The sequence below is a fragment of the Bradyrhizobium sp. BRP20 genome (assembly GCF_020194215.1).
Lineage (GTDB): Bacteria > Pseudomonadota > Alphaproteobacteria > Rhizobiales > Xanthobacteraceae > Bradyrhizobium > Bradyrhizobium yuanmingense.
Window position 1 is genome coordinate 63,678 of sequence record NZ_JADYVY010000007.1, and the last position, 22,542, is coordinate 86,219.

A 22,542-nucleotide genomic window follows, 5' to 3' on the forward strand; every position below is an offset into this window, starting at 1 on the left:
GCGAATAGCGAATGGGGAATAGCGAATGGGCGGCTCCATTCGCTATTCGCTACTCCCCATTCGCCAAGTCACTTCTTCACCGTCTTCGCCGGCGCCTTGGGCGGCGTCACCGGCGTCTTCTTCACCGGCTTGAGTGCATCGGCATCGGCGGCGGTGTTGAGGTCGTCGATGAACGTCTTGACGCGTGCGGCATTGCTGCCGAGATCGCTGTCGAAATTGCGCGACGCAGAGCGGATATCGACGCGGGAATCATCGCCATCCGGCACGACCCTGATCGAAACGTCCTCGCGGAAACCCATGATCGGCGTGCGCGCCACCGCCTCGATGCGGCCGATGCGGCGCGGCGGCTGCGGTGCGCGCTCGTCGATCACGATCCATTTGCGCTTGTGGACGAGCTGAAGCGCGATCGCATAGGCGCGGTCGGCCGAGATCTCGAGCTCGACGGGCTCGATCTCGGGATAGAAATGGCGCTGCTGCTCCGCCGAATAGAGGCCGGCATAGACCGCGGTGTTGGTGCCCTCGCCGGTGCGCAGGCGCGCCAGCGCATCGAAGCGCGGCGGATCAATCGGATTGGTGGTGATGTCGTAGATCGACGGCAGCTTGCGATATTGAAAGGCCAGATAGGCGGGATAGGCGAGGATCGCCCCGTCGATCAGGAAGGCGAGCAGGATGCGCGCCATGCCGCGCGAGCCGTTCTGCCAGATTGCGGCAAAGCCGGCGAGCCCGAACAGGATCGAGAGGCCGGCGATCGCGAGCCCGCCGATGAACGTCGCCAGCGCCGGCTTGGGCTCCAGGAAATCGAAACGGACGACGATGATCGACACCACCACCGCCAGAACCGCGAACACGGCCAGATTGCGCGCCCAGCTCGCGAGGCTGGACACGGGCTCCGACTGGTAGGGAGCGGAAAACCTGCGGGCCATCGGGTGAGCTCTGCCGGGGTTGGCGATGCCGGCCGATTTGGCGCGACGATGCGCAGTTGAGACCACGGCGCGGGAGCAAATTCAAGGGTTCCGGCTACGCCCAAGCCGTCATGCCCGGGCTTGTCCCGGCCATCCACGTTCACTGCACCGTGGGGGAAGGCGTGGATGGCCGGGACAAGCCCGGCCATGACGTCGTGGAGGCTTCAACAAGTCGGACGCTGACGCCCCTCCAAGGAGGGGCGCACCCAGCCCGTCACGCCGCCGCGTTCGGGAACCGGTAATCCTTAAACTGGTCGCGCAGCGCCGTCTTCAGGATCTTGCCGGTGGCGGTGTGCGGAATGCCGTCGACGAAAGCGACGTCGTCGGGCATCCACCATTTGGCGATCTTGCCCTCCATGAACTTCAGGATGTCCTCGCGCGTGGCCTGCTGGCCCTGCTTGAGCTGCACGATCAGCAGCGGCCGCTCGTCCCATTTGGGGTGGAACACGCCGATCACGGCGGCTTCCGCCACGGCGGGGTGGCCCACCGCGAGGTTTTCGAGGTCGATCGAGGAGATCCACTCGCCGCCGGACTTGATCACATCCTTGGAGCGGTCGGTGATCCGCATATAGCCGTCCTCGTCGATGGTCGAGACGTCGCCGGTGTCGAAGAAGCCGTCCTCGTCGAGGATGTTGCTATCGACGCGGTAATAGGCCTTGGCGACGGCGGGCCCGGAGACCTTGAGGCGGCCAAAGGTCTTGCCGTCCCAGGGCAGCTCCTTGCCGGCATCGTCGGTGATCTTCATCTGCACGGCGAACGGCGCATAACCCTGCATCTGCAGCACGTCGAGCCTGGCATCGCCGGTCGCATTCTGGAACGGCGGCTTCAGCGCCGCGACGGTTCCGATCGGGCTCATCTCGGTCATGCCCCAGGCGTGGCGGACGTTCGAACCCATGTCGAGGAAGGCCTTGATCATCGAGCGCGGCATCGCCGAGCCGCCGCAGATCACCATCTTCAGATCCGGCAGTTTGAGATTGTTGGCCGTCATGTGCTGGAGCAGCATCAGCCACACCGTCGGCACGCCGGCGGTGTGCGTCACCTTCTCGGTCGAGAGCAGTTCGTAGACCGAGGCGCCGTCGAGCTTGGCGCCCGGCATCACCAGCTTGGTGCCCTGCGAGGGCGCGGAGAAGGCGATGCCCCAGCTGTTGGCATGGAACAGCGGAACCACCGGCAGCATTGTCTCGGACGCACTGGTGCCGAGCGCGTCGACGTTGTTGGCCATCAGCGCGTGCAGCACGTTGGAGCGATGCGAATACAGCACACCCTTGGGATCGCCGGTCGTGCCGGAGGTGTAGCACATCGCCGCCGCCGTGTTCTCGTCAAAGTCCTTCCATTTGAATTTGCCGTCGGCCTGCGCAATCCAGTCCTCGTAGGCGACCGCGTTCTTCAGCGTGGTCTCCGGCATGTGAGCCTTGTCGGTGAGCACGATGTAGCGCTCCACGCTGGGCAACTTGTCCGCGATCTTCTCCAGTATCGGAATGAAGGTGAGATCGGTCATCACGACGCGATCCTGCGCATGATTGATGATCCAGGCGATCTGTTCGGGGAAAAGGCGCGGATTGACGGTATGGCAGATGGCGCCGATCCCCATGATGCCGTACCAGACCTCCAGATGGCGCCAGGTGTTCCAGGCGATCGTTGCGACACGATCGCCGAGCTTGATGCCGTCGCGCTCCAGCATTTGCGACACTTTGAGCGCGCGCTTGTGGATCTCGGCGTAGTTGGTGCGATGGATCGGTCCCTCGACCGAGCGTGTGACCACCTCCTGCTTGCCATGAATCCTGGCGGCGTGTTCGATGATCCGGTGGCAGAGCAGGGGCCAATCTTGCATCAAACCAAGCATTCCGACGTTCCTCCGAGAAGTCGCTGGGCGCGTTATCGCTCTCAGCGTTGGGCCAAAGAATTGCCATGAGTTTTAGCCTGCCGGACTTTCGTCGCAAATGGTCTTGTCGCGGCTATATGTCCGCCGGGGCGGCAATGGTTACCGCTGCGGCGGGGCTGTTGCTGCTCGCCGAAAGGGCAGAGGCGCGGAAATATCCTGCGCCGCTCGATATCTTCAACCTTGGAGCACCGAAGCCCCGCGCAACCGTTCGCGCCGCCAGGATTCCGCTGCCGAAGCCGCGTCCCGAGGAGGCCCCCAAAGCGTCGGATGAGGGGGCGGCGCAGGCAGACGGCAAGCCGTCCCCCGACAAGCCAGGTGCGGACAAGCCCGCCGAAGCCGCGCCGCCGCCCGAGAAGCAGGCCTCGGCCTGCCGGCTGGCGCTGACCGAGGAGATCGCGATCGCGCCGTCCATTCCGGATATCCGCGGTCCCGGTGCCTGCGGCGGCGAGGATCTGGTGCGACTGGAGGCCATCGTGCTGCCGGACAAGCGCAAGGTGACGGTCAAGCCGGCGGCCATCCTCCGCTGCACCATGGCGTCCGCGCTCGCCGATTGGGTGCGCAAGGACATGGCGCCGCTGGCGACAAGCCTCGGCTCCGCCGTCAGCGAGCTCGACAATTTCGACAGCTTCGAGTGCCGCGGCCGCAACCGCGTGGCCGGCGCGATGCTGTCCGAGCACGGCAAGGCCAATGCCATCGACATCCGCGCCGTCAAGCTCGCCAATGGGCAGTCGATCGGCCTGACCGACCGCACCACCTCGCGCGAGGTGCGCGAGCGCGTGCTGCACTCGGTCTGCACTCGCTTTTCCACCGTGCTCGGCCCGGGTTCGGACTGGTACCACGAGGACCACATCCATCTCGATCTCGCGCAGCGACGCAACGACTACCGGATTTGCCAATGGAACGTGTGGGATCCGCTGCCTCAGGTCGCACCGCTGCTGCCGGCGGAGCGTCCCGAGGAGGCACCGCCGCGCGAGGTCGCGGCCAAGCCCGAGGCAAAGGAGGGCGCCGACGGCGGTGAGGCGGAAAAGCCTGCTGCACCTGCGGACAAGCCGGCGGCGGATGGCAACAAAGCCCGATCGCACCAGCCGGCAACAAAAAAGCGCCGGTGAAACCGGCGCCTTTGAAAGGCCTCGGGCAAGGCCTGCTTAGTAGGGTGAACTGGAACCACCCTGGAGCGCGAGGCGCGGCTTGTAGGGCGAATCGCCGTGCTTGGGCTCGAGCACCACGACGAGGGTGCCGAGCTTGACGCGATCATAGAGATCGATCGCGTCCTCGTTGGTCAGGCGGATGCAGCCTGACGAGATCGAGGCGCCGATATATTCCGGCTGGTTGGTGCCGTGGATGCGGAACAGCGTGTCCTTGCCCCCAGAATGGAGGTACAGCGCGCGGGAGCCCATCGGATTGTCCGGTCCGGGTGCGACATAGGTCGGCACGCCGAGGCGCGAGATTTCGCCGGGGGTGGGGTGCCAGGCCGGCCACTCGGTCTTGCTGGCCACCTTGGCGATGCCCGACCAGGCCATGGCCTCTTCGCCGACAGTGATGCCGTAGCGGATCGCTTTGCCGCCCTCCAGCACGTAATAGAGGTAATGGTTGTCGGAATCGACCACGATCGAGCCCGGCGCTTCCTTGCGGTGGAATTCGACAATGGCGCGGCGGAACGGTTCTGCGACCGCGGTATTCTCGTATTTCACCTTGGCAAGGAGTTCTTTGTCCTTGGGCTTGAACGCCTTGGTGTCCGTCGCCTCGTAACGCGTCGTGGCCTGCATGCAGCCCGACAGCATCAGGCCAGCGGCCAAAATCCCAAACATAATTTTCAGCGACGACATGGTTTGGTTCCAATCAAAACAATACCGTGCGGAAGGGACCTGAGCGTAGCGCCCAAGTTCCTCGACTCCGTTAAGCCCATTATGGTTGAAATCTGCCACAATTCCAGCGCCGAAGCCGGTTTCCAGGGCTGTAAGACCGCACCTGTGGCTTTTCTGCCGCAAATTTGGGGGTGTCGTGCGGGTTTATTTGGTAAGACGCGCCAGACTGTTCCTCCGGCGCCACAGTTGAGCCCTAGGGCCGCCGCAGATGCAAACGCTCCGTTAATGTTGTTGTCATCGTGAACCTGTCAGAATCGCGCTAAGGGCTGTCGTTCTGTCGCAGGATCTCTGGAGCTTTTGATGTTTTCGGTGTTCGTTCCCTCCGAGACCTCCCTCAAGAAGGCGGTTGTCGAGGATCTCACAGCGCTGCCGGAGAACGCAGTCTGGATCGACCTCGTCAACCCCTCGGCTGCCGAGGACAAGGCGGTCGAGCGGCTGGCGGGCATCGCCATCCCGACCCGAGAAGACATGCAGGAGATCGAGATCTCCAGTCGCCTCTATATGGAGAACGGCGCGCGCTACATGACCGCGACGCTGATGTGCCACTCCGATACCGACATGCCCCGGACCACGGCGGTGACCTTCATCCTCGGCGACCACCGCCTGGTGACGGTCCGCTACGACCTGCCCAAGCCCTTTGCGCTGGTCGAGGCCAAGCTCGCCCGCTCCTGCACGCCCTCGATCACCGGCGAGATGGTGCTGATGGAGCTCCTGGACGCCGTGATCGACCGCTGCGCCGACATTCTGGAGCGCTGCGGCGCCGAGATCGACCAGGTCTCCCACGAGATCTTCGAGCCGGAGAGCGAGCGCCACGGCCACGCCAAGCGATATTCCCAGATCCTGATCTCGATCGGCCGCAAGGGCGACTTGACCTCGAAGGTTCGCGAGAGCCTGGTGTCGATCGGCCGCGTCGTGACGTTCCTGTCCGCCGTGGTCGAGGGCGTGAAGTGGTCGAAGGACATGCGCGAGCAGCTCAAGACCATGCAGCGCGACGTCGCCTCGCTGACCGATCACGCCTCCTATCTCTCCAGCAAGATAACCTTCGTCCTCGACGCCATGCTCGGCGTCGTCAATCTCGAGCAGAACAACATCATCAAGCTGTTTTCGGTCATGGCCGTTGTCCTGATGCCGCCGACCCTGATCGCCTCGATCTACGGCATGAACTTCAAGGTGATGCCGGAACTCGAATGGGTGCACGGTTACCCGATGGCGCTGGTGATGATGCTGATCGCCGCCATCGTTCCCTACTGGATCTTCAAGTGGAAGAAGTGGCTGTAGGATCGTGCGCGAGCAAAGATACCTACCGAGACCTTACGCCGCTCGCATAGACACGATGAATCGTGTCGCAGAATCGATCGGGATTGCGGCGACGCGGTGACGCGTGTGTCATGCCGCAATTCCTCCGGTAAAATTTGAGCGGTGGGCTGAACGTTTGCGCGAAACTTGTCTGCGATAAGCAGGGCGTAGCCGCGAGGAACAGCCATGGTTGAGAAACACATAACGTCGCCCCGCAACGTCATCGATCTGGCGAACTACCGTCAGGTTCTGGCGAGCGGCAAGGCGCCGTCGATGTCGGCACGCATGTGCCGGCACTGTGGTGCTCCGCTGCTCGATGGTGAGAACGACGACGACTGCTCGACTGCATTCAGCACGGCCGCTCCGCGGCCGCGCGAGCGGTCACGTCGGATTCGACTCGATTGAGGAACGGAAGGTAAGGGCGATCCAGGTCTTGCGGCGGCGTTGTCTGGATCGCCTTGCTTCCCTGAGCGGCCATTTCCACTTCCGTCATTGCGAGGAGCCACCCGGTCCCGCCTCCGGCGGGCCGGATGACAGGCTCCGCGACGAAGCAATCCAGACTGTCTTTGCGGAGGCAGTCTGGATTGCTTCGCTTTCGCTCGCAATGACAGTGCCCGCCTACACGTGCTGGCCGCCGTTGATGTGGATCTCGGCGCCGTTGACGTAGGAGCTGGTGTCCGTGCACAGCACGTAGATGATCTTTGCCACTTCGTCGGGCGTGCCGAGGCGGTGCATCGGGATCTGCTGCTCGACGATCTTCTCGGTGCCCGGCGACAGGATCGAGGTGTCGATCTCGCCCGGGGCGATCGCGTTGACGCGGACGCCGATGCGGCCGAAGTCGGAGGCCATCTCGCGTGTCAGCGCTGCGAGCGCGGCCTTCGAGGTGGCGTAGGCCGCGCCTGCGAAGGGGTGCACGCGCGAGCCCGCGATCGATGTGACGTTCACGACCGACCCCTTGGCGGCCTTCAATTCCTCGATCAGCCCCCGCGCCATCATGATCGGCGCGAAAAAGTTGACATGGAAGACGTGGGTCCAGGTATCGAGGTCGGTGTCGACCGAGCCCAACCGCGAGCCGCCGGCGCCCTTCGGCGAGATCGCGGCGTTGTTGACCAGCGCATGCAGCGTGCCGCCCTCGAGCCGGTTGCGGATCTCCGAGATCGCGCGCGCGGTGTCCTTGGGATCGCCGAGGTCGACCTGGATGTGGTCCTCCGGCCCTGCGTCCCAGGGGCAGTCCTCCGGGAAAGGATGCCGCGAGCAGGTGATGACGCGCCAGCCCGCCGAGGAGAAACGGATCACGGTGGCGTGGCCGATGCCGCGGCTGGCTCCGGTCAGGAGCAGCGTACGGCGCGGCGCATTGGACGAATGCGGCATGGACATCTTTCAGGTCGGCCCAAAGCTTACGGATACATTCGCGTCTTGGACCACGGTTGGCCGGCCGCGTCACGGCGAAATTCAATGCGGTCGTGCAGGCGGAACGGGCGGTCGTGCCAGAACTCGATCCGCACCGGCGTGATGCGCCAGCCGCTCCAGCCCGGCGGCCGCGGCACTTCGCCGATGACGTATTTGGCCGCGACCTTGGCGATGGCCTGCTCGAACGCGAAGCGGCTCTCCAGCTCTTGCGATTGCTTGCTCGCCCAGGCGCCGATCTGGGCCTGCTTCGGTCGCGTCGCGAAATAGGCGTCGGCCTCCGCGTCGGTCACCGGCGTCACGTTGCCGCGGATGCGCACCTGACGGCGCAACGACTTCCAGTGAAAAAGTAACGCTGCCTTAGGATTTGCGGCGAGTTCGCGGCCCTTCTGGCTGGCGATGTGGCTGTAGAAGACGAAACCCTCGGTATCGAAGCCCTTCATCAGCACCATGCGCACATCAGGCAGCCCGTCGGGATCGACCGTTGCGAGCGCCATGGCGTTCGGATCGTTCGGCTCGCTCTTGACCGCTTCGTTGAGCCAGGCCTCGAACAACGCAAATGGCTCGTCGGCAGCGGTGAAATCACCGGATGTTAAGGGTGTCTGGTGTTTCATCGAGGTCGTGTCGGTCATGTCCGGAGTCCGAGTTGCGTCCCGCGGCCCAAAACGCGTTGTTGTCCGCTACCGCCCTATATAGGGCATGGGGACGCGTTGGCCTATCGGCGATCCGGCCGTCCGGCTTCGTCATGACGATGATTCTGATCGGGCTTGGTGCCAGCGGCTGCAGCTTTTCCCGCAACGACGGCAGCGCCTATGCCAAGGCCGAGGACAGCGACCTCACCGGCTCGATCGCGCGGCCGGCGAAGGACGCTCCCCCGACCGAGACCGATCTCGCCTTCACCCGCAACGCCGCCTCTGACGTCCTCAGCAAGGGCGACAAGGATTCCAGCCAGCATTGGGAGAATCCGGAGACAGGGGCGCGCGGCTCGGTGACGCCCATCGCCCAGTCCTATGCCGCCGAGGACGGGCGCAAATGCCGCGACTTCCTGGCGAGCTACGTCAACGGCAATACCGAAAGCTGGCTCCAGGGCGCCGGCTGCCAAAGCGGTCGTGGCCGTTGGGAGATTCATACGCTAAAGCCGTGGCGGAGCTGAGCATGATCCGGAAACGTGGGAACCGGTTTTCCGATCAGACCATGCTCCAAAGATAGAGCTTCAGCTCGCGTTCCTAGTTGCAAAAATGCCACTCTCTTCCCACATCACCCGCAGGTGGGGCGGGGAGCCCTTTGAACAATTCGATTTCTTGAAGGAGACGTGACGAATGCGCGACCCCTATGAGGTCTTGGGGGTGCCGCGGAGCGCCAGCGCTGCCGCGATCAAAAGCGCCTATCGCAAGCTGGCCAAGAAGCACCATCCTGACAGCAACAAGGGTGATCCGAAGGCTGCCGAACGCTTCGCCGAGATCAACTCGGCCAACGAGATCCTCGGCGACGAGGACAAGCGCAAGCAGTTTGACCGGGGCGAGATCGACGCCGAGGGCAAGCCGCGCTTCCAGGGTTTTCCGGGCGGCGGCGGTCCTCGCGGCCGCGCGGGCCCTGGCGGGTTCGAAAGCTATACGTTCCGAAGCGGCGGTGCGGGCGGCCCGGGCGGCGGTGCGTTCGAGGACATCCTCAACAGCATGTTCGGCGGCGGGATGCGCGGCGCACGGCCCGGAGCCGGCGGCGGCGCCCAGTTCGAGTTCGACACCGGCGGCATCGGGCTCGATCTCGACGTCAACGTCGCCATGAGCGTCTCGCTGGAAGAGGCGGTCAAGGGCGGCGAGAAGCGTGTCCGGCTGCCGACTGGCAAGGAGCTCAACGTCAAGATTCCGGCCGGGGTCACCGAGGGCCAGCAGATCAGGCTGCGGGGGCAGGGAGAAAGTGCGCAGGGCCATCCGCCCGGCGATCTCCTGATCACCATCAACATTGCACCGCACCCGTTCTTCAAGGTCGAGGGCGCAGACCTCAGGATCGACCTGCCGGTCACGCTCTACGAGGCGGTGCTCGGCGGCAGGGTCCGCGTGCCGACCCTCGGCAATGCCGTGGAGCTCTCGGTCCCCAAGAACACGTCCAGCGGCCGGACCTTCCGCCTCAAGGGCAAGGGCCTGCCGAAAGCCGGCGGAACCGGGGATCTCTTCGTCATCATCAGGATTATGCTACCGGACGGGAACGACGCCGAGCTTGAAGCATTGATGGAGAAGTGGCGGGACCAACACCCCTACAATCCACGTAGCGGTGTCGGCTAAAGCATGTCCGGAAAAGTGTGGAGCGGTTTTCCGGAAAGATCATGCGCAAACAAAGAGCTAAAGCGCGAGCCATCGCGCTTTAGGGCGAGAGCGAACTGAAGGGGTTCTCCTAAAGGACCACGGCATCGTCCTGGAGATGATGCCCATCATACGCCTGAGGCGTGGTAGCGCTTCATGGTCTCGACGTGTCGGCTGTCCGGCGGGGCAGCCGATAAAAAGGTGCGGCCTCGAGAGGGGGACCAGCGCGGTACCAAAAACCCCAATCGAGGCCGCCCGCGTCGATCGGCGGATCGAACGCCACTCATAATCGCGTGAGCACCCGGTGCGATAATGAGACGTGTCGATGTCCTGATTCCAAATTTTCGATGACGGAATCTGGGCACTGGCCTTGCGCGGTTGTCTAGGTGCCGTTTTTCTCTGCTTGGTCGTAGACGGCCTGCGCCACCTTGGTCAGCCGTTCGCGATCGCTGCTGCCGCTGACGACGTAGCCGACGCCGCGCTCGGACCAGAATAACGCGCCGTCCTTGTCCGTCTTGGCGTAGCGCATTTGCGTTGCACCATTCTCGGTCTTGGCGCTGTAGATCGTGTACCGCTCGCCCGAGGCGCCCTCGTACATCAGGAACGACGCCGGACCGTTCGGTCCCGGTAGCAGCCGGCCGCCGACCAGCTTCAGCCCGCTCGCCTCCAGGTTCGGCGCGAACACGGTCCAGCCGCAGCGCCGGGTCAGCCAGGCCTGCAAGTGATCGCGCTCGTTGCCGCCGACCTCAACGGGGTGACGGACCTCGACGACATAGAGGCGGTGGGCGTCGAGTGCGTCCGCCGTAAAGCTCCGGAAGGTCGAGGGCGCGTTGGCGGCGCCATGCGCCACCCAGCCGGCGGTGCCGCCGGCGACGAAGGCGACCAGCACGGCCGCGGCGGCGCCATAAAACCATTGCCGCGGGCGGCGCTCCAGCCTCTCGAGCTCGAGCCGTGCGGGCACCCGTTCATGGGCAATCGAATCGTAACGCGCGTGCAGCATCTCGGCCATGGTCCGCCAGGACTGCACCCGCTCGGCGTCCTCGGGGTGGGCGGCAAGAAAGGCCTCGACGTCGGCGCGTCGCTCGGCCGGCAACTCGCCGTCGACATAGGCGTGCAGTTCGTCCTCGGTTACTGGAATCTTGCGGTCGTTCATATCGGTCGTCTCTGGCTCTGCGGCCCAAAATGCCTTCTGCGAGTTAGCTTCGCGCAGCTCACTATCCGGCTGCGGGCGGAGATCGTTCGATGCATCGACCCGGCCATCATTTCACCCGCCTGAGCGCCGTACGCTCGCCCTCCAGCGAGGCTTTGACGTGGGCTCTTGCGCGCGCCAGGCGCGACATCACGGTGCCGATCGGCACGCCCTGGATGTCGGCAACCTCGCGGTAGCTCATGCCTTCCAGCATCACCAGCAGCAGCACCGAACGCTGCTCCTCGACGAGAGTAGCCAGTGCCTTCTCGATGTCGCGTCCTTCGGCCTCGGTCCCGCTGGCATCGGGGTTGTTATCCGTCAGCGGCATGAATTGCGGTCGCCTTGCCAGCGAGCGCCGCCGGTTCTTGTTGAGGTTGGTCAGGATCGTATAGAGCCAGCTCCTGACGTCGCCTCCGAGAAACAGCCGCTCCGAACGCAGCGCGCGTACCAACGTATCCTGGACCAGATCGTCGGCCGCATCCGCATCGCGTGTGAGCGCGCGGGCGTAGCGGCGCAACGCCGGGATCATGGCTTCCACACTCTGGCGAAACGCACTCATTGCGGTCCTGACATCCCTGGCGTTCGGCGCGCGCCTATAGCGATCATAACACCCAAGCGGAACGGCTATTCCGGCACTCGAAACAGCGTTAATGCTGCGGATTAGGGCTGTACCGCAGGGGAGGGCTGGTGTACCTCCAGACCTCAACGAGAGTTCGACGGGACGTGCAAAAATGGCGCAGAATTCGGGTCTGATGCAAGGAAAGCGCGGGGTCATCCTCGGCGTCGCCAACAACCGCTCGATCGCCTGGGGAATCGCCAAGGCATGCCACGCCGCGGGCGCCGAGCTCGCCTTCACCTATCAGGGCGATGCGCTGAAGAAGCGCGTCGAGCCGCTCGCCGCCGAGATCGGCGGCCTCGTGCTTGGCCATTGCGACGTCACCGATGCCGCAACCATCGATGCCGTCTTCGCGGTGCTGAAGGAGAAATGGGGCAAGATCGACTTCCTGGTGCATGCGATCGCCTATGGCGAGCAACTCGACGGCCGCTACGTCGACACCACGCAGGAGAATTTTTCGAAGTCGATGCTGATCTCCTGCTATTCGTTCACGGCGGTGGCGCAGCGCGCCGAGAAGCTGATGACGGATGGCGGCTCGCTGATCACGCTCTCCTATTACGGCGCCGAGAAGTGGATGCCGCATTACAACGTCATGGGCGTGGCCAAGGCGGCGCTGGAAGCCAGCGTGCGCTATCTCGCTGCCGATCTCGGCGAGAAGAACATTCGCGTCAACGCGATCTCGGCAGGTCCCATCAAGACGCTGGCGGCGTCCGGCATCGGCGACTTCCGCTATATCCTGAAGTGGAACGAGACCAACGCGCCGATGCGGCGCAACGTGTCCACCGAAGACGTCGGCGGCAGCGCGCTGTATTTCCTTTCCGACCTCTCGCGCGGCGTCACCGGCGAGGTGCACCACGTCGATTCCGGCTATCACGTGCTCGGCATGAAGCGGCCGGATGCGCCTGATATCTCGCTTGGCGGGAAGGACTAGCCTCTAACTGAAATGCCCAAGCCTACGATCTACTATCTTCGCCACGGCGAGACCGAGTGGAATGCGCTCGGCAGGCTTCAGGGCACCAGGGACATTCCGCTGAACGCGCGCGGCTGCAGCCAGGCCGTGCAGGCCGGCGGCATTGTCGCCGAACTGTTCAAGCGCGACGGGCGCGACAAGGCCGCGCTGGCTTACGTGTCGAGCCCGCTCGGCCGTGCGCGCCAGACCATGGAGCTCGCGCGCGGCAAGCTCGAATTGCCGCCTGCCGATTACGCGCTCGACGATCGTCTGCGCGAGATCGGCTACGGCACCTGGGAGGGGCTGACGCTGGCCGAGAGTGAGGCGAGGGATCCGGACATCTATGCAAGGCGCCTCGCCGACAAATGGACCGTGGGGCCTGCGGGTGGGGAGACCTACGCCGACGTGCAGGTTCGCGTGCGCGCCTGGTACGACCAGCTCCTGACCGACACCGTCGCGGTGGCCCATGGCGGGACCTGCCGGGCCCTGATGGTGTCCCTAGGGCTGGAGACGCCCGCCAGCGCCGCCGAGCTCTATATCGAGCAGGGCGCCGTCTACGTGTTCGGCGACGGGCGGCTGGAGAAATTTAGTTGAGGGCGGCCCCGCCCCCCACCGTCATGCCCGGGCTTGTCCCGGGCATCCACGCACTTTACCTCCCGAACTGAGAACGTGGATGGCCGGGACAGGCCCGGCCATGACGAAATTGACGGCCATTTGACCCCTCATCGAGAGCGCGTTACCACACGCCGGAACCGAACCCGCGAGCAGCGATGTCCTTCAACACTTTCGGCCACATGTTCCGCGTCACAACCTTCGGCGAGAGCCATGGGGTGGCGATCGGCTGCGTGGTTGACGGCTGCCCGCCGATGATCCCGCTCACCGAGGCCGACATCCAGCGGGATCTCGACCGGCGCCGTCCCGGCCAGTCGCGCTTCACCACCCAGCGCCAGGAGCCGGACCAGGTGAAGATCCTGTCCGGCGTGATGGCCCATCCCGAGACCGGCGCTCAGGTGACGACGGGCACGCCAATCGGCCTTCTGATCGAGAACACCGACCAGCGCTCGAAGGATTATTCCGAGATCAAGGACAAGTTTCGTCCCGGTCATGCCGACTTCACCTATGAGGCGAAGTACGGCCTGCGCGATTATCGCGGCGGCGGGCGCTCCTCGGCGCGCGAGACCGCGATGCGCGTTGCCGCAGGCGCCATCGCGCGGAAAGTGCTGCCGGATGTGAAGGTGCGAGGCGCCCTGGTGCAGATCGGCCCGCACAAGATCGACCGCGACAAGTGGGACTGGGACGAGGTCGCCAAGAATCCCTTCTTCTGTCCCGACAAGGACAAGGCCGCGTTCTTCGAGACCTATCTCGACGGCATCCGCAAAAGCGGCTCCTCGATCGGCGCCGTGATCGAGGTCGTCGCCGAGGGCGTGCCGGCAGGTCTCGGCGCGCCGATCTACGCCAAGCTCGATTCCGATCTGGCGGGCGCGATGATGACCATCAACGCGGTGAAAGGCGTCGAGATCGGCGCCGGTTTTGGCGCGGCGGAACTGACGGGCGAACAGAACGCCGACGAGATGCGCTCCGGCAATGACGGCACGCGCTTCCTCTCCAACCACGCCGGCGGCGTGCTGGGCGGTATCTCCACCGGGCAGCCCGTGGTGGTACGTTTCGCGGTGAAGCCGACCTCGTCGATCCTGCAGCCGCGTCTCACCGTCGATCGGCAAGGCACCGAGACCGAGATCTTCACCAAGGGCCGTCACGATCCCTGCGTCGGCATCCGTGCCGTCCCCGTCGGCGAGGCCATGATGGCCTGCGTGCTTGCCGATCACTTCCTGCGCGATCGCGGACAGGTCGGGCGTTGAACTCGCGGTACTAGTCCACCGTGCAGCTTGACGGCCCCGCAACTTCGTCCGCAAATGCGGCCATGAACAGCTCCGAGCTTCAGCGCATCACCAACTGGCTGATCGATGGCACTTGGGCGGCTCAGGAGCCGGCCGTAGGGATTGCCGATTTCTGTGATCGTCTGGTCGCGGCCGGCCTGCCGCTGTGGCGGTTCGGCATCTTCATCCGCACGCTGCATCCCGAAGTTTTCGGCCGCAACTTCATCTGGCGGCACGGCCAGGGAGTCGAAATCGGCAGCGTCGATTTCGAGATCCTGGACACGCCCGAATTTGCCCGCAGTCCGCTCCGCATCGTGTTCGAGCAGGGGATCGAGGTGAGGGGACGCCCAAGCGACCCCGACAGCAAGCGATTTCCGTTCGTCGACGATATGCGAGCGGAAGGCGCGACCGATTATATCGCGGTGCCGGTGCCTTTTCTCGACGGCTCCATTCACGCGACGAGCTGGATCACGCGGCAGCCCGGCGGCTTCAGCGACGACGACATCGCAGCCATCCGAGCTCTCATAGCGCCGCTCGCACGCATCAGCGAGATCATCACTATGCGCCGCACCGCCGAGATGCTGCTCGACACCTATGTCGGTAATCGCGCCGGCGCGCGCATCCTCGGCGGCCAGATCCGCCGCGGTCACAACGACACCATGCAGGCGGCGATCTGGCTGTCGGACCTGCGCGGCTTCACCGCGCTGTCGGACCGGCTGCCGCCCGAGACGGTTGTCCAGATCCTCAATCATTATTTCGACTGCCAAGTCACGGCGATCCGAGACCATGGCGGCGAGGTGCTGAAGTTCATGGGCGACGGCCTGCTCGCCGTGTTCCCGATCGACGAATATGTCGGCGATGCCGCTCATGTCTGCGCGCACGTGCTGGAGGCGGCGCGCGACTCGCGCGCCAGCGTCGAGGCGCTGGCCTTTCCGGTCGGCGAGGCCGTCGAGCGCTTCCGTTTCGGCGTCGCGCTGCATGTCGGCAACATCCTTTACGGCAACATCGGCGGCGGCAATCGCCTCGACTTCACCTGCATTGGCCCGGCGGTCAATCTCGCGGCAAGGCTGGAGAAGATCACGGGGCGCCTGGGGCGGACCGTCGTCGCCTCGGAAGGTTTTGCCAATGTCTGCCGCCATGATTGGCATCAGCTCGGCGAGTTTCCGATCGCAGGATTTTCCAAGGCGCAGCGCGTCTACGGGCTGGCGGAGGAGACGCCGGTGGTGATGGCCTGATGTGCACTGAGCTGAAGGTCATTCATCGTCGCAGGATGAAACCTATTCCTCCGGCTCTGTCGTGAACAATAGCGGATAGCCCTTGGCGCGGCCGGCGTCGGTGGCACGCGTTGCCTTGGTTTCGGCGACGTCCTTGGTGAATACGGCCACCACGCAGGCGCCCAGCTTGTGCGCGGTGATCATCACCTTGTAGGCCTGATCCTCGGTCATGCGGAATTCAGCCTTCAGCACCATGGTGACGAATTCACGCGGCGTGTAGTCGTCGTTGATGAGGATGACCTTGTGGAGCTTCGGCCGCTCGACCTTGGTCCTGGTCCTGGTCCTGGTTTTCGGTTTGGTGACGGTGTCGTTCATCGTGTCCCGAAACGCCCTGGCTCGGATGAGCCACCAGCCAACGCATCATACCGCAGGAGCGGGGAGCGCTCCAAGATATGCGGCTGCTCGCCACTATGCCGTCGCGGCTGGGCAGGAATGCACGACTTGCGCCTGCTCGAGTTACGGAAGCGCGCGAACGAGCTGTAATGCGGCGATCAGAGCGCCCACCGACAGCACGACCGACGCAATCATGTAGGCGGCGGATGCCCATGTCTGGCCGCGCTCGATCAGATACCAGGCATCCAGCGAGAACGTCGAGAACGTCGTGTATCCGCCACAAACTCCGACCGTCAGAAACATCCGCGCGGCCTGCGGCAGGTTCCATTTGGTCGCGAACAGCGCGGCGAAAATGCCGATCAGGAACGATCCGGTGACGTTGACGATCAGCGTGCCCCACGGAAAATCCGTACCGAACGCGCGGCCCGACCCGATCGCAACGAGATAGCGTATGACCGCGCCGAGCGCTCCGCCGCCGGCAACGGCGAGGATGTATTGAATGTTCAATGTCTCGTTCCCCACTTCGCCATTTGCTTCACTTGCCCTCGGTGGCCAGACCTTTGCCGACGGCGAGCAGCCCCACCAGCGAAACCAGCGCGAATCCAAGCCCGGCAAGAAACGTTCCCGCCGGTCCATAGGCGTCCCACAGCGCACCCGCGATCACGCTCGCAGCCAGCAAGGCAAGCCCGGTGAACAGGTTGAAATAGCCGAAGGCGGTGCCGCGCAGGCTTGGCGGGGCGGCATCGGCGACCATGGCCGAGAGCAGGCCCTGCGTCAGTCCCATATGGAGTCCCCACAGCACGACTCCGAGCGCGAGGCCCGCAAGGCTCGGGAGCAGCGCCAGCGCGAGGTCGGCCGCGGCGACGAAGACCAGGCCGAGCGCGAGCAGGCCGGTCCGGTTGATCCGGTCCGACAGCACGCCGGCCGGATAGGCCGACAGTGCATAGGCGACGTTCATCAGCACCAGTACAGCCGGCACCCACATCACGTCGAGCCCGATGTTCTGTGCGCGCAAGATTAGGAAGGCCTCGCTGAAGCGCGCGAGCGTGAACACGACGCCCACGGCGACGACGCGCCAATAGACCGCTCCGAGCTGGCGCATTGCGGCGAGATTGAGCGGATTTTCCGCACGTTTCCGGCTCGGATCGGGCTCCGGCTCCTTCACCGCGAACGCGATCAGCCCGAAGGACAGGAAGGCCGGCAGCACCGCCACCCAGAACACGAGGGTAAAATTGTCTGCCGTCCACCACATCAGGCCGATTGCCACGAGCGGGCCGAGGAAGGCGCCGATCGTGTCGAGCGATTGCCGCAGGCCAAAGCTCGCGCCGCGCAGGCCGACGGGGGCGATATCTGCGATCAGCGCATCGCGCGGCGCGCCGCGAATTCCCTTGCCGACGCGATCGATGAAGCGCGCCGCTACCAGCCATCCGACGCTGGGCGCGAGCGGGAACAGCGGCTTGGTGAAGGCGGCTAGCCCGTAGCCGAGCGCGGCGAGCAGCTTGCGGCGGCCGAGCCAGTCCGACAGCGCACCGGAGAAGATCTTGGTGATCGAGGCGGTCGCCTCGGCAATGCCCTCGATGAAGCCGACGGTGAGGGTGGAGGCGCCGAGCACGGTGACGAGATAGACCGGCAGCAGCGCGTGGATCATCTCGGAGGAGATGTCCATGAACATCGAGACAAAGCCGAGCACCCAGATCCCTCTGGGCAGTGTGGTACGTACGGCATTCGGTGTCGTCATCGTCACGTCTTCGTGGTCCCCTCGCATTCGCCTGCCGGCCGCCAGCAGGCAACAAAAAACCCGCCATCGGCGGGTGTGTCCATGCTCCCGCCAAAGGCAGAGGCCCAAGATTGCCTCTCCTCGAGCAGGAGTCATCAGCCCATGAGGTCATCGATCGCCGGGCGGTTGTCGGGGGACTCCATCCCCATCTGCGACCAACCTAGCATGGAAATCGTGCCGGACAAGTGGGCGGGGTCGCGTGCCTCCGCCGGCAGCTGGATTCCGGGCCCTCGCTTCGCGAGTCCCGGAACGACGGCTCTTGAGATCGCCCCTGTTCCCGACGCAAGCACGGCAACATGGCGGCAGACTTGCGTAACGTGTGAATTCCTAACTCGAATGTGAAGCACAAGCGATCTTCGGCCTTTGCGGCAAGCCGATTGCATGTCACCATCGCGTCATACGACGGGAGACTGCGATGCGTTTGCTGTTCTCGATCGGGGCTGTGCTGGTGGCCGGCATGTTCGCCGGAGGGGACGTCGCGGGCATCGCGGCACCAGGACCCAAATTCGAATCGCCCAGAACTCAACCGCAGCGGCTTGCGGCCGACAAGGACGCGCAGAGCGTCGATGTCGAGCTGATCCTCGCGGTCGACGTGTCCTACTCGATGGACATGGACGAACTCGCGATCCAGCGCGAGGGCTATGCACAGGCGATCCAGTCGAAGGAGTTCCTGCAGGCGCTGAAGCTCGGCCCGAACGGCCGCATCGCAGTGACCTATTTCGAGTGGGCCGCCTCCAGCGACCAGAAGATCATCATTCCCTGGCGGCTGATCGATGGTCCGGAGACGGCGGACGCGGTTGCCGCCGAGATCATGAAGACGCCGATCCGGCGCGCTTCGCGCACCTCGATTTCAGGCGCGATCAACTTCGCGATGCCGCTGTTCGACGAGGATCCCTATCGCGGCCTGCGCCGTGTCATCGACATTTCCGGCGACGGTCCGAACAACAATGGCGGCCCGGTCACGATGGCGCGTGACGCCGCGCTGGAGAAAGGCATCGTCATCAACGGCCTGCCGATCATGGTCAAGGAGCCGTCCTATTCGACCATGGATATCGACAATCTCGATCTTTATTACGAGGACTGCGTCATCGGAGGGCCGGGGTCCTTCGTCATCACGATCAAGGAGCGCGACAAGTTCAAGGAAGCGATCCGCACCAAGCTGCTGAGGGAAATCGCCGGCCGCACCCCGGAGCGGCCCGTGATGCCGGTTGCCGACAAGGAGCCGCGCGTCAATTGCCTCATCGGCGAGAAGATCTGGTCCGATCGCTGGGGGCGGTGAGGGGGCGGTTTTTTCCGGCGGCATCACGCCCGCCAGTTCCGGCTGAGACCTTTTGCCCGCCCGGCCAACGCGCGCGCTTAACGGCTCGTTAACGGGTGCGTGGCCCTAATCGCATGGTTTCTGTTCGTTCCCGCCGGCATCCTGACCTGCCCAAGCCAGCGAAAGCGGGTTTGTCAGGCCCGTCCGAGCAATCCAATGGCCATCGTCACATCGAGCACCAGCCAGATTTCGCCCGCCAACGAGCGGCTATATCGCCAGAGCGCACTGCTCGGTGACTGGAAGGGCAATTGGGTCGGCAACAACCAGCCCGTGGGCTTCAAGGTCGTCAACATCCGCGGCGCCCGGGCGCAGGTCGAGTACACCCACAACGGACGCACCGAGCGCGGCTTCGGCGAGGTTCAGGGCACGCTCATCACCTTCGGCGGGGTTACGGTCGGCACCAAGGACGGCAAGAACATGGTGATGCTGTTCTCGTTCGGGGGCGTCGGCAAGCAGACCGCAAATCTGCAAAAGCAGGACCCGCCGGCGTCCGACAGCCGCCTGATGGGAAGCTGGGGCGGCTATTCCAGCGAGAACGGCAAGAGCGCGAGCTTCAAGGTGCTGTCGGTCAATGGCAAGGAGGCCGAGGTCAGCGTCACCACCGACGGCGTCACCCGCAAGGGCACCGGCTTCGTCTACAAGAACGTCATCATGTTCGGACAGACGCAGATCGCGACCGACGACGGGCAGAACGGCAAGATCATCTACCAGGTCGGCACCAAATCCTTCATGGTGCCGGTGACAAAATATCCGCCGGCGGATTCGTCGTCTTCGGTCGACAAGACCGCATAACCCTTTACGGCGCTGTTCCGCCGGGGTGAGCCAGCGCCTTCAATTCTCGGTCGACCTGCCGCAGCATTGCGCAGGCCTGCGCGAAACCGCCATCAGCGACAAGTCGCCAGATTTCGTCGGCCTGCTCCACCAGGTGTGGAATCGTCAGCGGCAAGCTGGCTGCCTCCTGTAGCGCCCCCTTCTCGTTGATCAGATAGCGCTCGTTCAGCGCGAACAGTACCTGCGCGACGCAGGCGAGCGACCTGTAGAGGCATCCCGCGACATGGGTCCTTTCGTTGCGTGCGGCCGCGAGCTCGGCATTCTCGATGCTGAACAGGACTTCCCATTGGAAGCGCCGGATCAGGGCGCTGCGCAGAGCTTCCGGATAGGGAAGTGCGATCGACTTGAATCGGGCAATCAGGCCGGTCGGATCGTGCAGCGGCTGACAATATGCGATCTCGCCCATCCAGATCGCCGAGCAGAAGCCATGTGGATGGCCGGGTTGGTAGTCCATGGTGACCACGCCGGCGCCGCAGGATTCCATGACGGCCTCGACCGCGTCGGCGTCGCGATAGAGCAGGTCGACCTTGCAGCCTCCCACCGAAAGCCAGGCGCCGCCGACGATCCAGGGCCCCCATTCTCCGACGGGCGTCACCGTCGTGGCGGCGGGATCGTCCGCGATCGTCTTCGCGGCGGCCAGCAACCGTCCGGTGTCCAGCGCTGACTTGAAATAGAGTCCGATATCGTAGTCCGAGGCCGCATGCGCGCGGCCCCGCGCGCGAGAGCCGCCGAGCACGACAGCTTGAACGCCAGGTACATCGGCAAGAACGGATGTCAGGCGGGTGAGCAGCGGATCGTCCGGCATCAGGTGCGGTTCCCCGAAAGAACTGCGGCCGCGAGGGCCGGCGCGGTCACTCCGCTGGCATTGATGATGGTCGAGGAGTATAGTTTTAAGGGCTTTTAGACGGTAGCTGGAATGTTCGACCTTGCACGCTCATGCGCTCTTGCAGCTCTCGCCGTGTTCTGCCTCGGCGGAGCGCCGGTTCACGCGCAAGTGGCGCCGCTGCGATATTGGATTCCCGGCGGGCCTTTCGGCCTTGGCGGCGCTGCCGGCCTGAGCTCCGACAGCTATGGCAACTTTGCGGGCTTCAACGCCGGAGAGGCCGATTGGCGTACGAGCTCTGCGAACGGCTTCGTCATCGGTCGCGAACGCGGAAATCTCGGATTGAGCGGCTTCAACCAGGCGGGCTCGCTCGGCAATTTCAGCGCGCTCTCTTATGACAGCACGCAATTTGGCTATCAGATGAAGACCGCCGGCGGCATGCCCGTCACCTTTTTCGCCGGCTTCGACACGCTGAAATACGGCAACGGCATCGGCAGCTCGCTGGCGCCGCTCACCTCCACCGCCGCGCCCGGCTATGGCGGGTTTGCGGGTGTCGAATTCAAGCCGACCTCAAATCTCAGCCTGTCGTTCGGCGTCGGCTACACCCAGCAGGATTCGGGCCGCATGGACAGCGATATCAGATCGAACATGCTGCCCGGCGAATCGCCGGCGCTGAGCGGCCTTCGGCGCTAAGATCGCATCACCAGCTCCGGTGGACGCCGCAGCGATTTCGGCAGGCTTGGGCCGGTGCCGAAGCGCATCACGATGTCGGGGCGTCGTTCGCCGAGGCCGAGCCGGGTCGCGAATTGCTGCCTCAGTGCTGCGACCTCGACCGGCTGGTTGACGAAGGAATATTTCAGTCCCAGTGCGGTCGCCTGCAAGCCGAAGCGCTGGCAGGCGCGGCCGACCGCGATCCAGTGCGAGGTGTCGCTGCGATCGGCAGCAAGCACGACGACACCGGCCGAGCTGTCGAGCTGCTCGCGATATTTCTTGTTTTCTCCGCTTTCGGTGAAGAACAGCTTCAGAAGCGGCCGGGCTATCCAGGACGGCAGCGCAGGATTTCCCGATGCGGGCGCGAACAACCCGTCCATGGTCGCGACCGCCTCTGCCTCGTTGAAGCGGATCCAGTCGACGAGCTCGCGCATGAAGGCCTTGTCGCGCATCTGCGCCGAATTGCCTTCGAGCACATAGTCGGCGACCTCAGCCATTCCGGCACGCTCGGTGATCAGGATCGCAGCGACGCCGGGTTGCCGGCAGGCGTTCTCGAGTTGGCGCAGGATCTCGGGCGCGGCTTGCTTGCCGGCGAAGGCCGCGCGGGTGCATTGCCTGACGGGAATTGCATCGGCCAGGGCCGATGCGGCAGGAGCGGCCTCGTCGAGCGTGATCACGATGCGATCGCCGTCGACGACCGGATCGGCGCGCCAGCCCAGCGTGGCCGCGGCGAGGATGAGGTTTTCGGCGGCACAGCCGAGACTGACGAAGAGATGATGATCGTCGGGATCGACGGCCGGACAGCGCCGCGCGACGTCAGGCGCAATCGTGATGACATTGCCGCGGACGGCGAAGATCCACGGCTGGGTGTTGTGGCTGTTGGCCGCAAGCGTCGCAAACCGGACGAGCTCGCGATCCCTGGGCGCTGCTCGCAGCGGAGCCCGTGACGCGTTGATGGCCTCGTCATAGGTCATCGCCGCCAGCGCGGCGGAAGGGCTGCCGATCGCTGCCGCAGAAAGCCCGAGCGCGGTCGTGATGAATTGTCGCCGGTTGGCCACGGACTTCCGCTCCACACCCCATGATGAGGCATTCTTAGCGCCAGGCGGCGCCGAGAAGATTGACCGGAATCAAG

Annotated in this window: 24 protein-coding genes and 1 riboswitch; of the genes, 12 read left to right on the forward strand and 12 right to left on the reverse strand. The window is 64.5% G+C overall.

Features of this window, described 5'->3' with window-relative positions; translation table 11 throughout:
• Nucleotides 1–68 precede the first annotated feature (68 nt).
• Together I6F33_RS18090 and I6F33_RS18095 are read right to left on the reverse strand one after the other, a co-directional pair.
• On the reverse strand, nucleotides 69–923 hold the full coding sequence (locus I6F33_RS18090) for a DUF1499 domain-containing protein (protein WP_036004020.1): 855 nt from the start codon (nucleotides 921–923) through the stop codon (nucleotides 69–71).
• A gap of 253 nt (nucleotides 924–1,176) precedes the next feature.
• A complete protein-coding gene (locus I6F33_RS18095) occupies nucleotides 1,177–2,805 on the reverse strand; it encodes a fatty-acid--CoA ligase (RefSeq protein ID WP_036004029.1) in 1,629 nt (542 codons plus the stop codon).
• A gap of 65 nt (nucleotides 2,806–2,870) precedes the next feature.
• On the opposite strand from I6F33_RS18095, the gene I6F33_RS18100 reads away from it, so the two are divergent.
• A complete protein-coding gene (locus tag I6F33_RS18100; protein WP_225143570.1) occupies nucleotides 2,871–3,953 on the forward strand; it encodes an extensin family protein in 1,083 nt (360 codons plus the stop codon).
• Nucleotides 3,954–3,989: 36 nt separating this feature from the next.
• Here I6F33_RS18100 and I6F33_RS18105 read toward each other — a convergent pair whose 3' ends face one another.
• Nucleotides 3,990–4,670: a L,D-transpeptidase gene (locus I6F33_RS18105; protein ID WP_036031037.1), complete on the reverse strand. Its 681-nt coding sequence runs from the start codon at nucleotides 4,668–4,670 to the stop codon at nucleotides 3,990–3,992.
• A gap of 339 nt (nucleotides 4,671–5,009) precedes the next feature.
• Between I6F33_RS18105 and I6F33_RS18110 the strand changes: the two genes are divergently transcribed.
• The gene (locus tag I6F33_RS18110) at nucleotides 5,010–5,987 is read left to right on the forward strand and encodes a magnesium transporter CorA family protein (protein WP_109144626.1); all 978 of its coding nucleotides are present in this window, start codon (nucleotides 5,010–5,012) and stop codon (nucleotides 5,985–5,987) included.
• A gap of 204 nt (nucleotides 5,988–6,191) precedes the next feature.
• Nucleotides 6,192–6,410 carry a hypothetical protein gene (locus tag I6F33_RS18115; protein WP_035696491.1) on the forward strand — a complete coding sequence of 73 codons (219 nt, stop codon included), beginning with the start codon at nucleotides 6,192–6,194 and terminating at the stop codon, nucleotides 6,408–6,410.
• 213 nt (nucleotides 6,411–6,623) lie between these two features.
• On the opposite strand, the gene I6F33_RS18120 is transcribed toward I6F33_RS18115, so the two are convergent.
• On the reverse strand, nucleotides 6,624–7,376 hold the full coding sequence (locus I6F33_RS18120) for an SDR family NAD(P)-dependent oxidoreductase (protein WP_036004050.1): 753 nt from the start codon (nucleotides 7,374–7,376) through the stop codon (nucleotides 6,624–6,626).
• Between the two features lie 26 nt (nucleotides 7,377–7,402).
• Nucleotides 7,403–8,044: a pyridoxamine 5'-phosphate oxidase gene (gene pdxH, locus I6F33_RS18125; protein WP_036004041.1), complete on the reverse strand. Its 642-nt coding sequence runs from the start codon at nucleotides 8,042–8,044 to the stop codon at nucleotides 7,403–7,405.
• A gap of 113 nt (nucleotides 8,045–8,157) precedes the next feature.
• Between pdxH and I6F33_RS18130 the strand changes: the two genes are divergently transcribed.
• Together I6F33_RS18130 and I6F33_RS18135 are read left to right on the forward strand one after the other, a co-directional pair.
• Entirely contained in the window at nucleotides 8,158–8,565 is a 408-nt protein-coding gene (locus I6F33_RS18130) for an RT0821/Lpp0805 family surface protein (RefSeq protein ID WP_225143571.1), read from the forward strand.
• A 166-nt stretch (nucleotides 8,566–8,731) separates the two neighbouring features.
• Nucleotides 8,732–9,694: a DnaJ C-terminal domain-containing protein gene (locus tag I6F33_RS18135; RefSeq protein ID WP_225112631.1), complete on the forward strand. Its 963-nt coding sequence runs from the start codon at nucleotides 8,732–8,734 to the stop codon at nucleotides 9,692–9,694.
• Between the two features lie 400 nt (nucleotides 9,695–10,094).
• On the opposite strand, the gene I6F33_RS18140 is transcribed toward I6F33_RS18135, so the two are convergent.
• Together I6F33_RS18140 and I6F33_RS18145 are read right to left on the reverse strand one after the other, a co-directional pair.
• Nucleotides 10,095–10,865 carry an anti-sigma factor gene (locus tag I6F33_RS18140; RefSeq protein WP_036004055.1) on the reverse strand — a complete coding sequence of 257 codons (771 nt, stop codon included), beginning with the start codon at nucleotides 10,863–10,865 and terminating at the stop codon, nucleotides 10,095–10,097.
• A gap of 106 nt (nucleotides 10,866–10,971) precedes the next feature.
• Nucleotides 10,972–11,460, reverse strand: a complete 489-nt coding sequence (locus tag I6F33_RS18145; RefSeq protein WP_036004059.1) for an RNA polymerase sigma factor — start codon at nucleotides 11,458–11,460, stop codon at nucleotides 10,972–10,974.
• A gap of 172 nt (nucleotides 11,461–11,632) precedes the next feature.
• Here I6F33_RS18145 and fabI point away from each other — a divergent pair, with 172 nt between their 5' ends.
• The 4 genes from fabI (at nucleotide 11,633) to I6F33_RS18165 (ending at nucleotide 15,578) form a co-directional block, all read left to right on the forward strand.
• A complete protein-coding gene (gene fabI / locus I6F33_RS18150; RefSeq protein WP_018648668.1) occupies nucleotides 11,633–12,448 on the forward strand; it encodes an enoyl-ACP reductase FabI in 816 nt (271 codons plus the stop codon).
• Nucleotides 12,449–12,460: 12 nt separating this feature from the next.
• A complete protein-coding gene (locus I6F33_RS18155; RefSeq protein ID WP_225143572.1) occupies nucleotides 12,461–13,060 on the forward strand; it encodes a histidine phosphatase family protein in 600 nt (199 codons plus the stop codon).
• A gap of 176 nt (nucleotides 13,061–13,236) precedes the next feature.
• The gene (aroC, locus tag I6F33_RS18160; RefSeq protein ID WP_036026145.1) at nucleotides 13,237–14,325 is read left to right on the forward strand and encodes a chorismate synthase; all 1,089 of its coding nucleotides are present in this window, start codon (nucleotides 13,237–13,239) and stop codon (nucleotides 14,323–14,325) included.
• Nucleotides 14,326–14,387: 62 nt separating this feature from the next.
• Nucleotides 14,388–15,578, forward strand: coding sequence for an adenylate/guanylate cyclase domain-containing protein (locus tag I6F33_RS18165; protein ID WP_225143573.1), 1,191 nt, complete (start codon nucleotides 14,388–14,390; stop codon nucleotides 15,576–15,578).
• A 42-nt stretch (nucleotides 15,579–15,620) separates the two neighbouring features.
• Here the strand turns inward: I6F33_RS18165 and clpS are convergent, their stop codons facing one another.
• The 3 genes from clpS to I6F33_RS18180 form a co-directional block, all read right to left on the reverse strand.
• Nucleotides 15,621–15,932, reverse strand: coding sequence for an ATP-dependent Clp protease adapter ClpS (gene clpS, locus I6F33_RS18170; protein WP_225143575.1), 312 nt, complete (start codon nucleotides 15,930–15,932; stop codon nucleotides 15,621–15,623).
• A 141-nt stretch (nucleotides 15,933–16,073) separates the two neighbouring features.
• On the reverse strand, nucleotides 16,074–16,457 hold the full coding sequence (gene crcB, locus I6F33_RS18175; RefSeq protein ID WP_225143576.1) for a fluoride efflux transporter CrcB: 384 nt from the start codon (nucleotides 16,455–16,457) through the stop codon (nucleotides 16,074–16,076).
• A 28-nt stretch (nucleotides 16,458–16,485) separates the two neighbouring features.
• Nucleotides 16,486–17,688, reverse strand: coding sequence for an MFS transporter (locus tag I6F33_RS18180; RefSeq protein WP_225139685.1), 1,203 nt, complete (start codon nucleotides 17,686–17,688; stop codon nucleotides 16,486–16,488).
• 118 nt (nucleotides 17,689–17,806) lie between these two features.
• Nucleotides 17,807–17,883, reverse strand: a riboswitch (Fluoride riboswitch).
• A gap of 259 nt (nucleotides 17,884–18,142) precedes the next feature.
• Between I6F33_RS18180 and I6F33_RS18185 the strand changes: the two genes are divergently transcribed.
• Nucleotides 18,143–19,006: a DUF1194 domain-containing protein gene (locus I6F33_RS18185; RefSeq protein WP_225143578.1), complete on the forward strand. Its 864-nt coding sequence runs from the start codon at nucleotides 18,143–18,145 to the stop codon at nucleotides 19,004–19,006.
• Between the two features lie 195 nt (nucleotides 19,007–19,201).
• A complete protein-coding gene (locus tag I6F33_RS18190; RefSeq protein WP_225143580.1) occupies nucleotides 19,202–19,837 on the forward strand; it encodes a hypothetical protein in 636 nt (211 codons plus the stop codon).
• 4 nt (nucleotides 19,838–19,841) lie between these two features.
• Here the strand turns inward: I6F33_RS18190 and I6F33_RS18195 are convergent, their stop codons facing one another.
• Complete coding sequence (locus tag I6F33_RS18195; RefSeq protein WP_225143582.1) at nucleotides 19,842–20,681, reverse strand: nucleotidyltransferase domain-containing protein; 840 nt, start codon at nucleotides 20,679–20,681, stop codon at nucleotides 19,842–19,844.
• 111 nt (nucleotides 20,682–20,792) lie between these two features.
• Between I6F33_RS18195 and I6F33_RS18200 the strand changes: the two genes are divergently transcribed.
• Complete coding sequence (locus I6F33_RS18200) at nucleotides 20,793–21,392, forward strand: hypothetical protein (protein WP_225143584.1); 600 nt, start codon at nucleotides 20,793–20,795, stop codon at nucleotides 21,390–21,392.
• Here I6F33_RS18200 and I6F33_RS18205 read toward each other — a convergent pair.
• Nucleotides 21,389–22,468 carry a Tat pathway signal protein gene (locus I6F33_RS18205; RefSeq protein WP_225143586.1) on the reverse strand — a complete coding sequence of 360 codons (1,080 nt, stop codon included), beginning with the start codon at nucleotides 22,466–22,468 and terminating at the stop codon, nucleotides 21,389–21,391. The two genes, I6F33_RS18200 and I6F33_RS18205, sit on opposite strands and share 4 nt — an antisense overlap.
• Nucleotides 22,469–22,542: the final 74 nt, after the last annotated feature.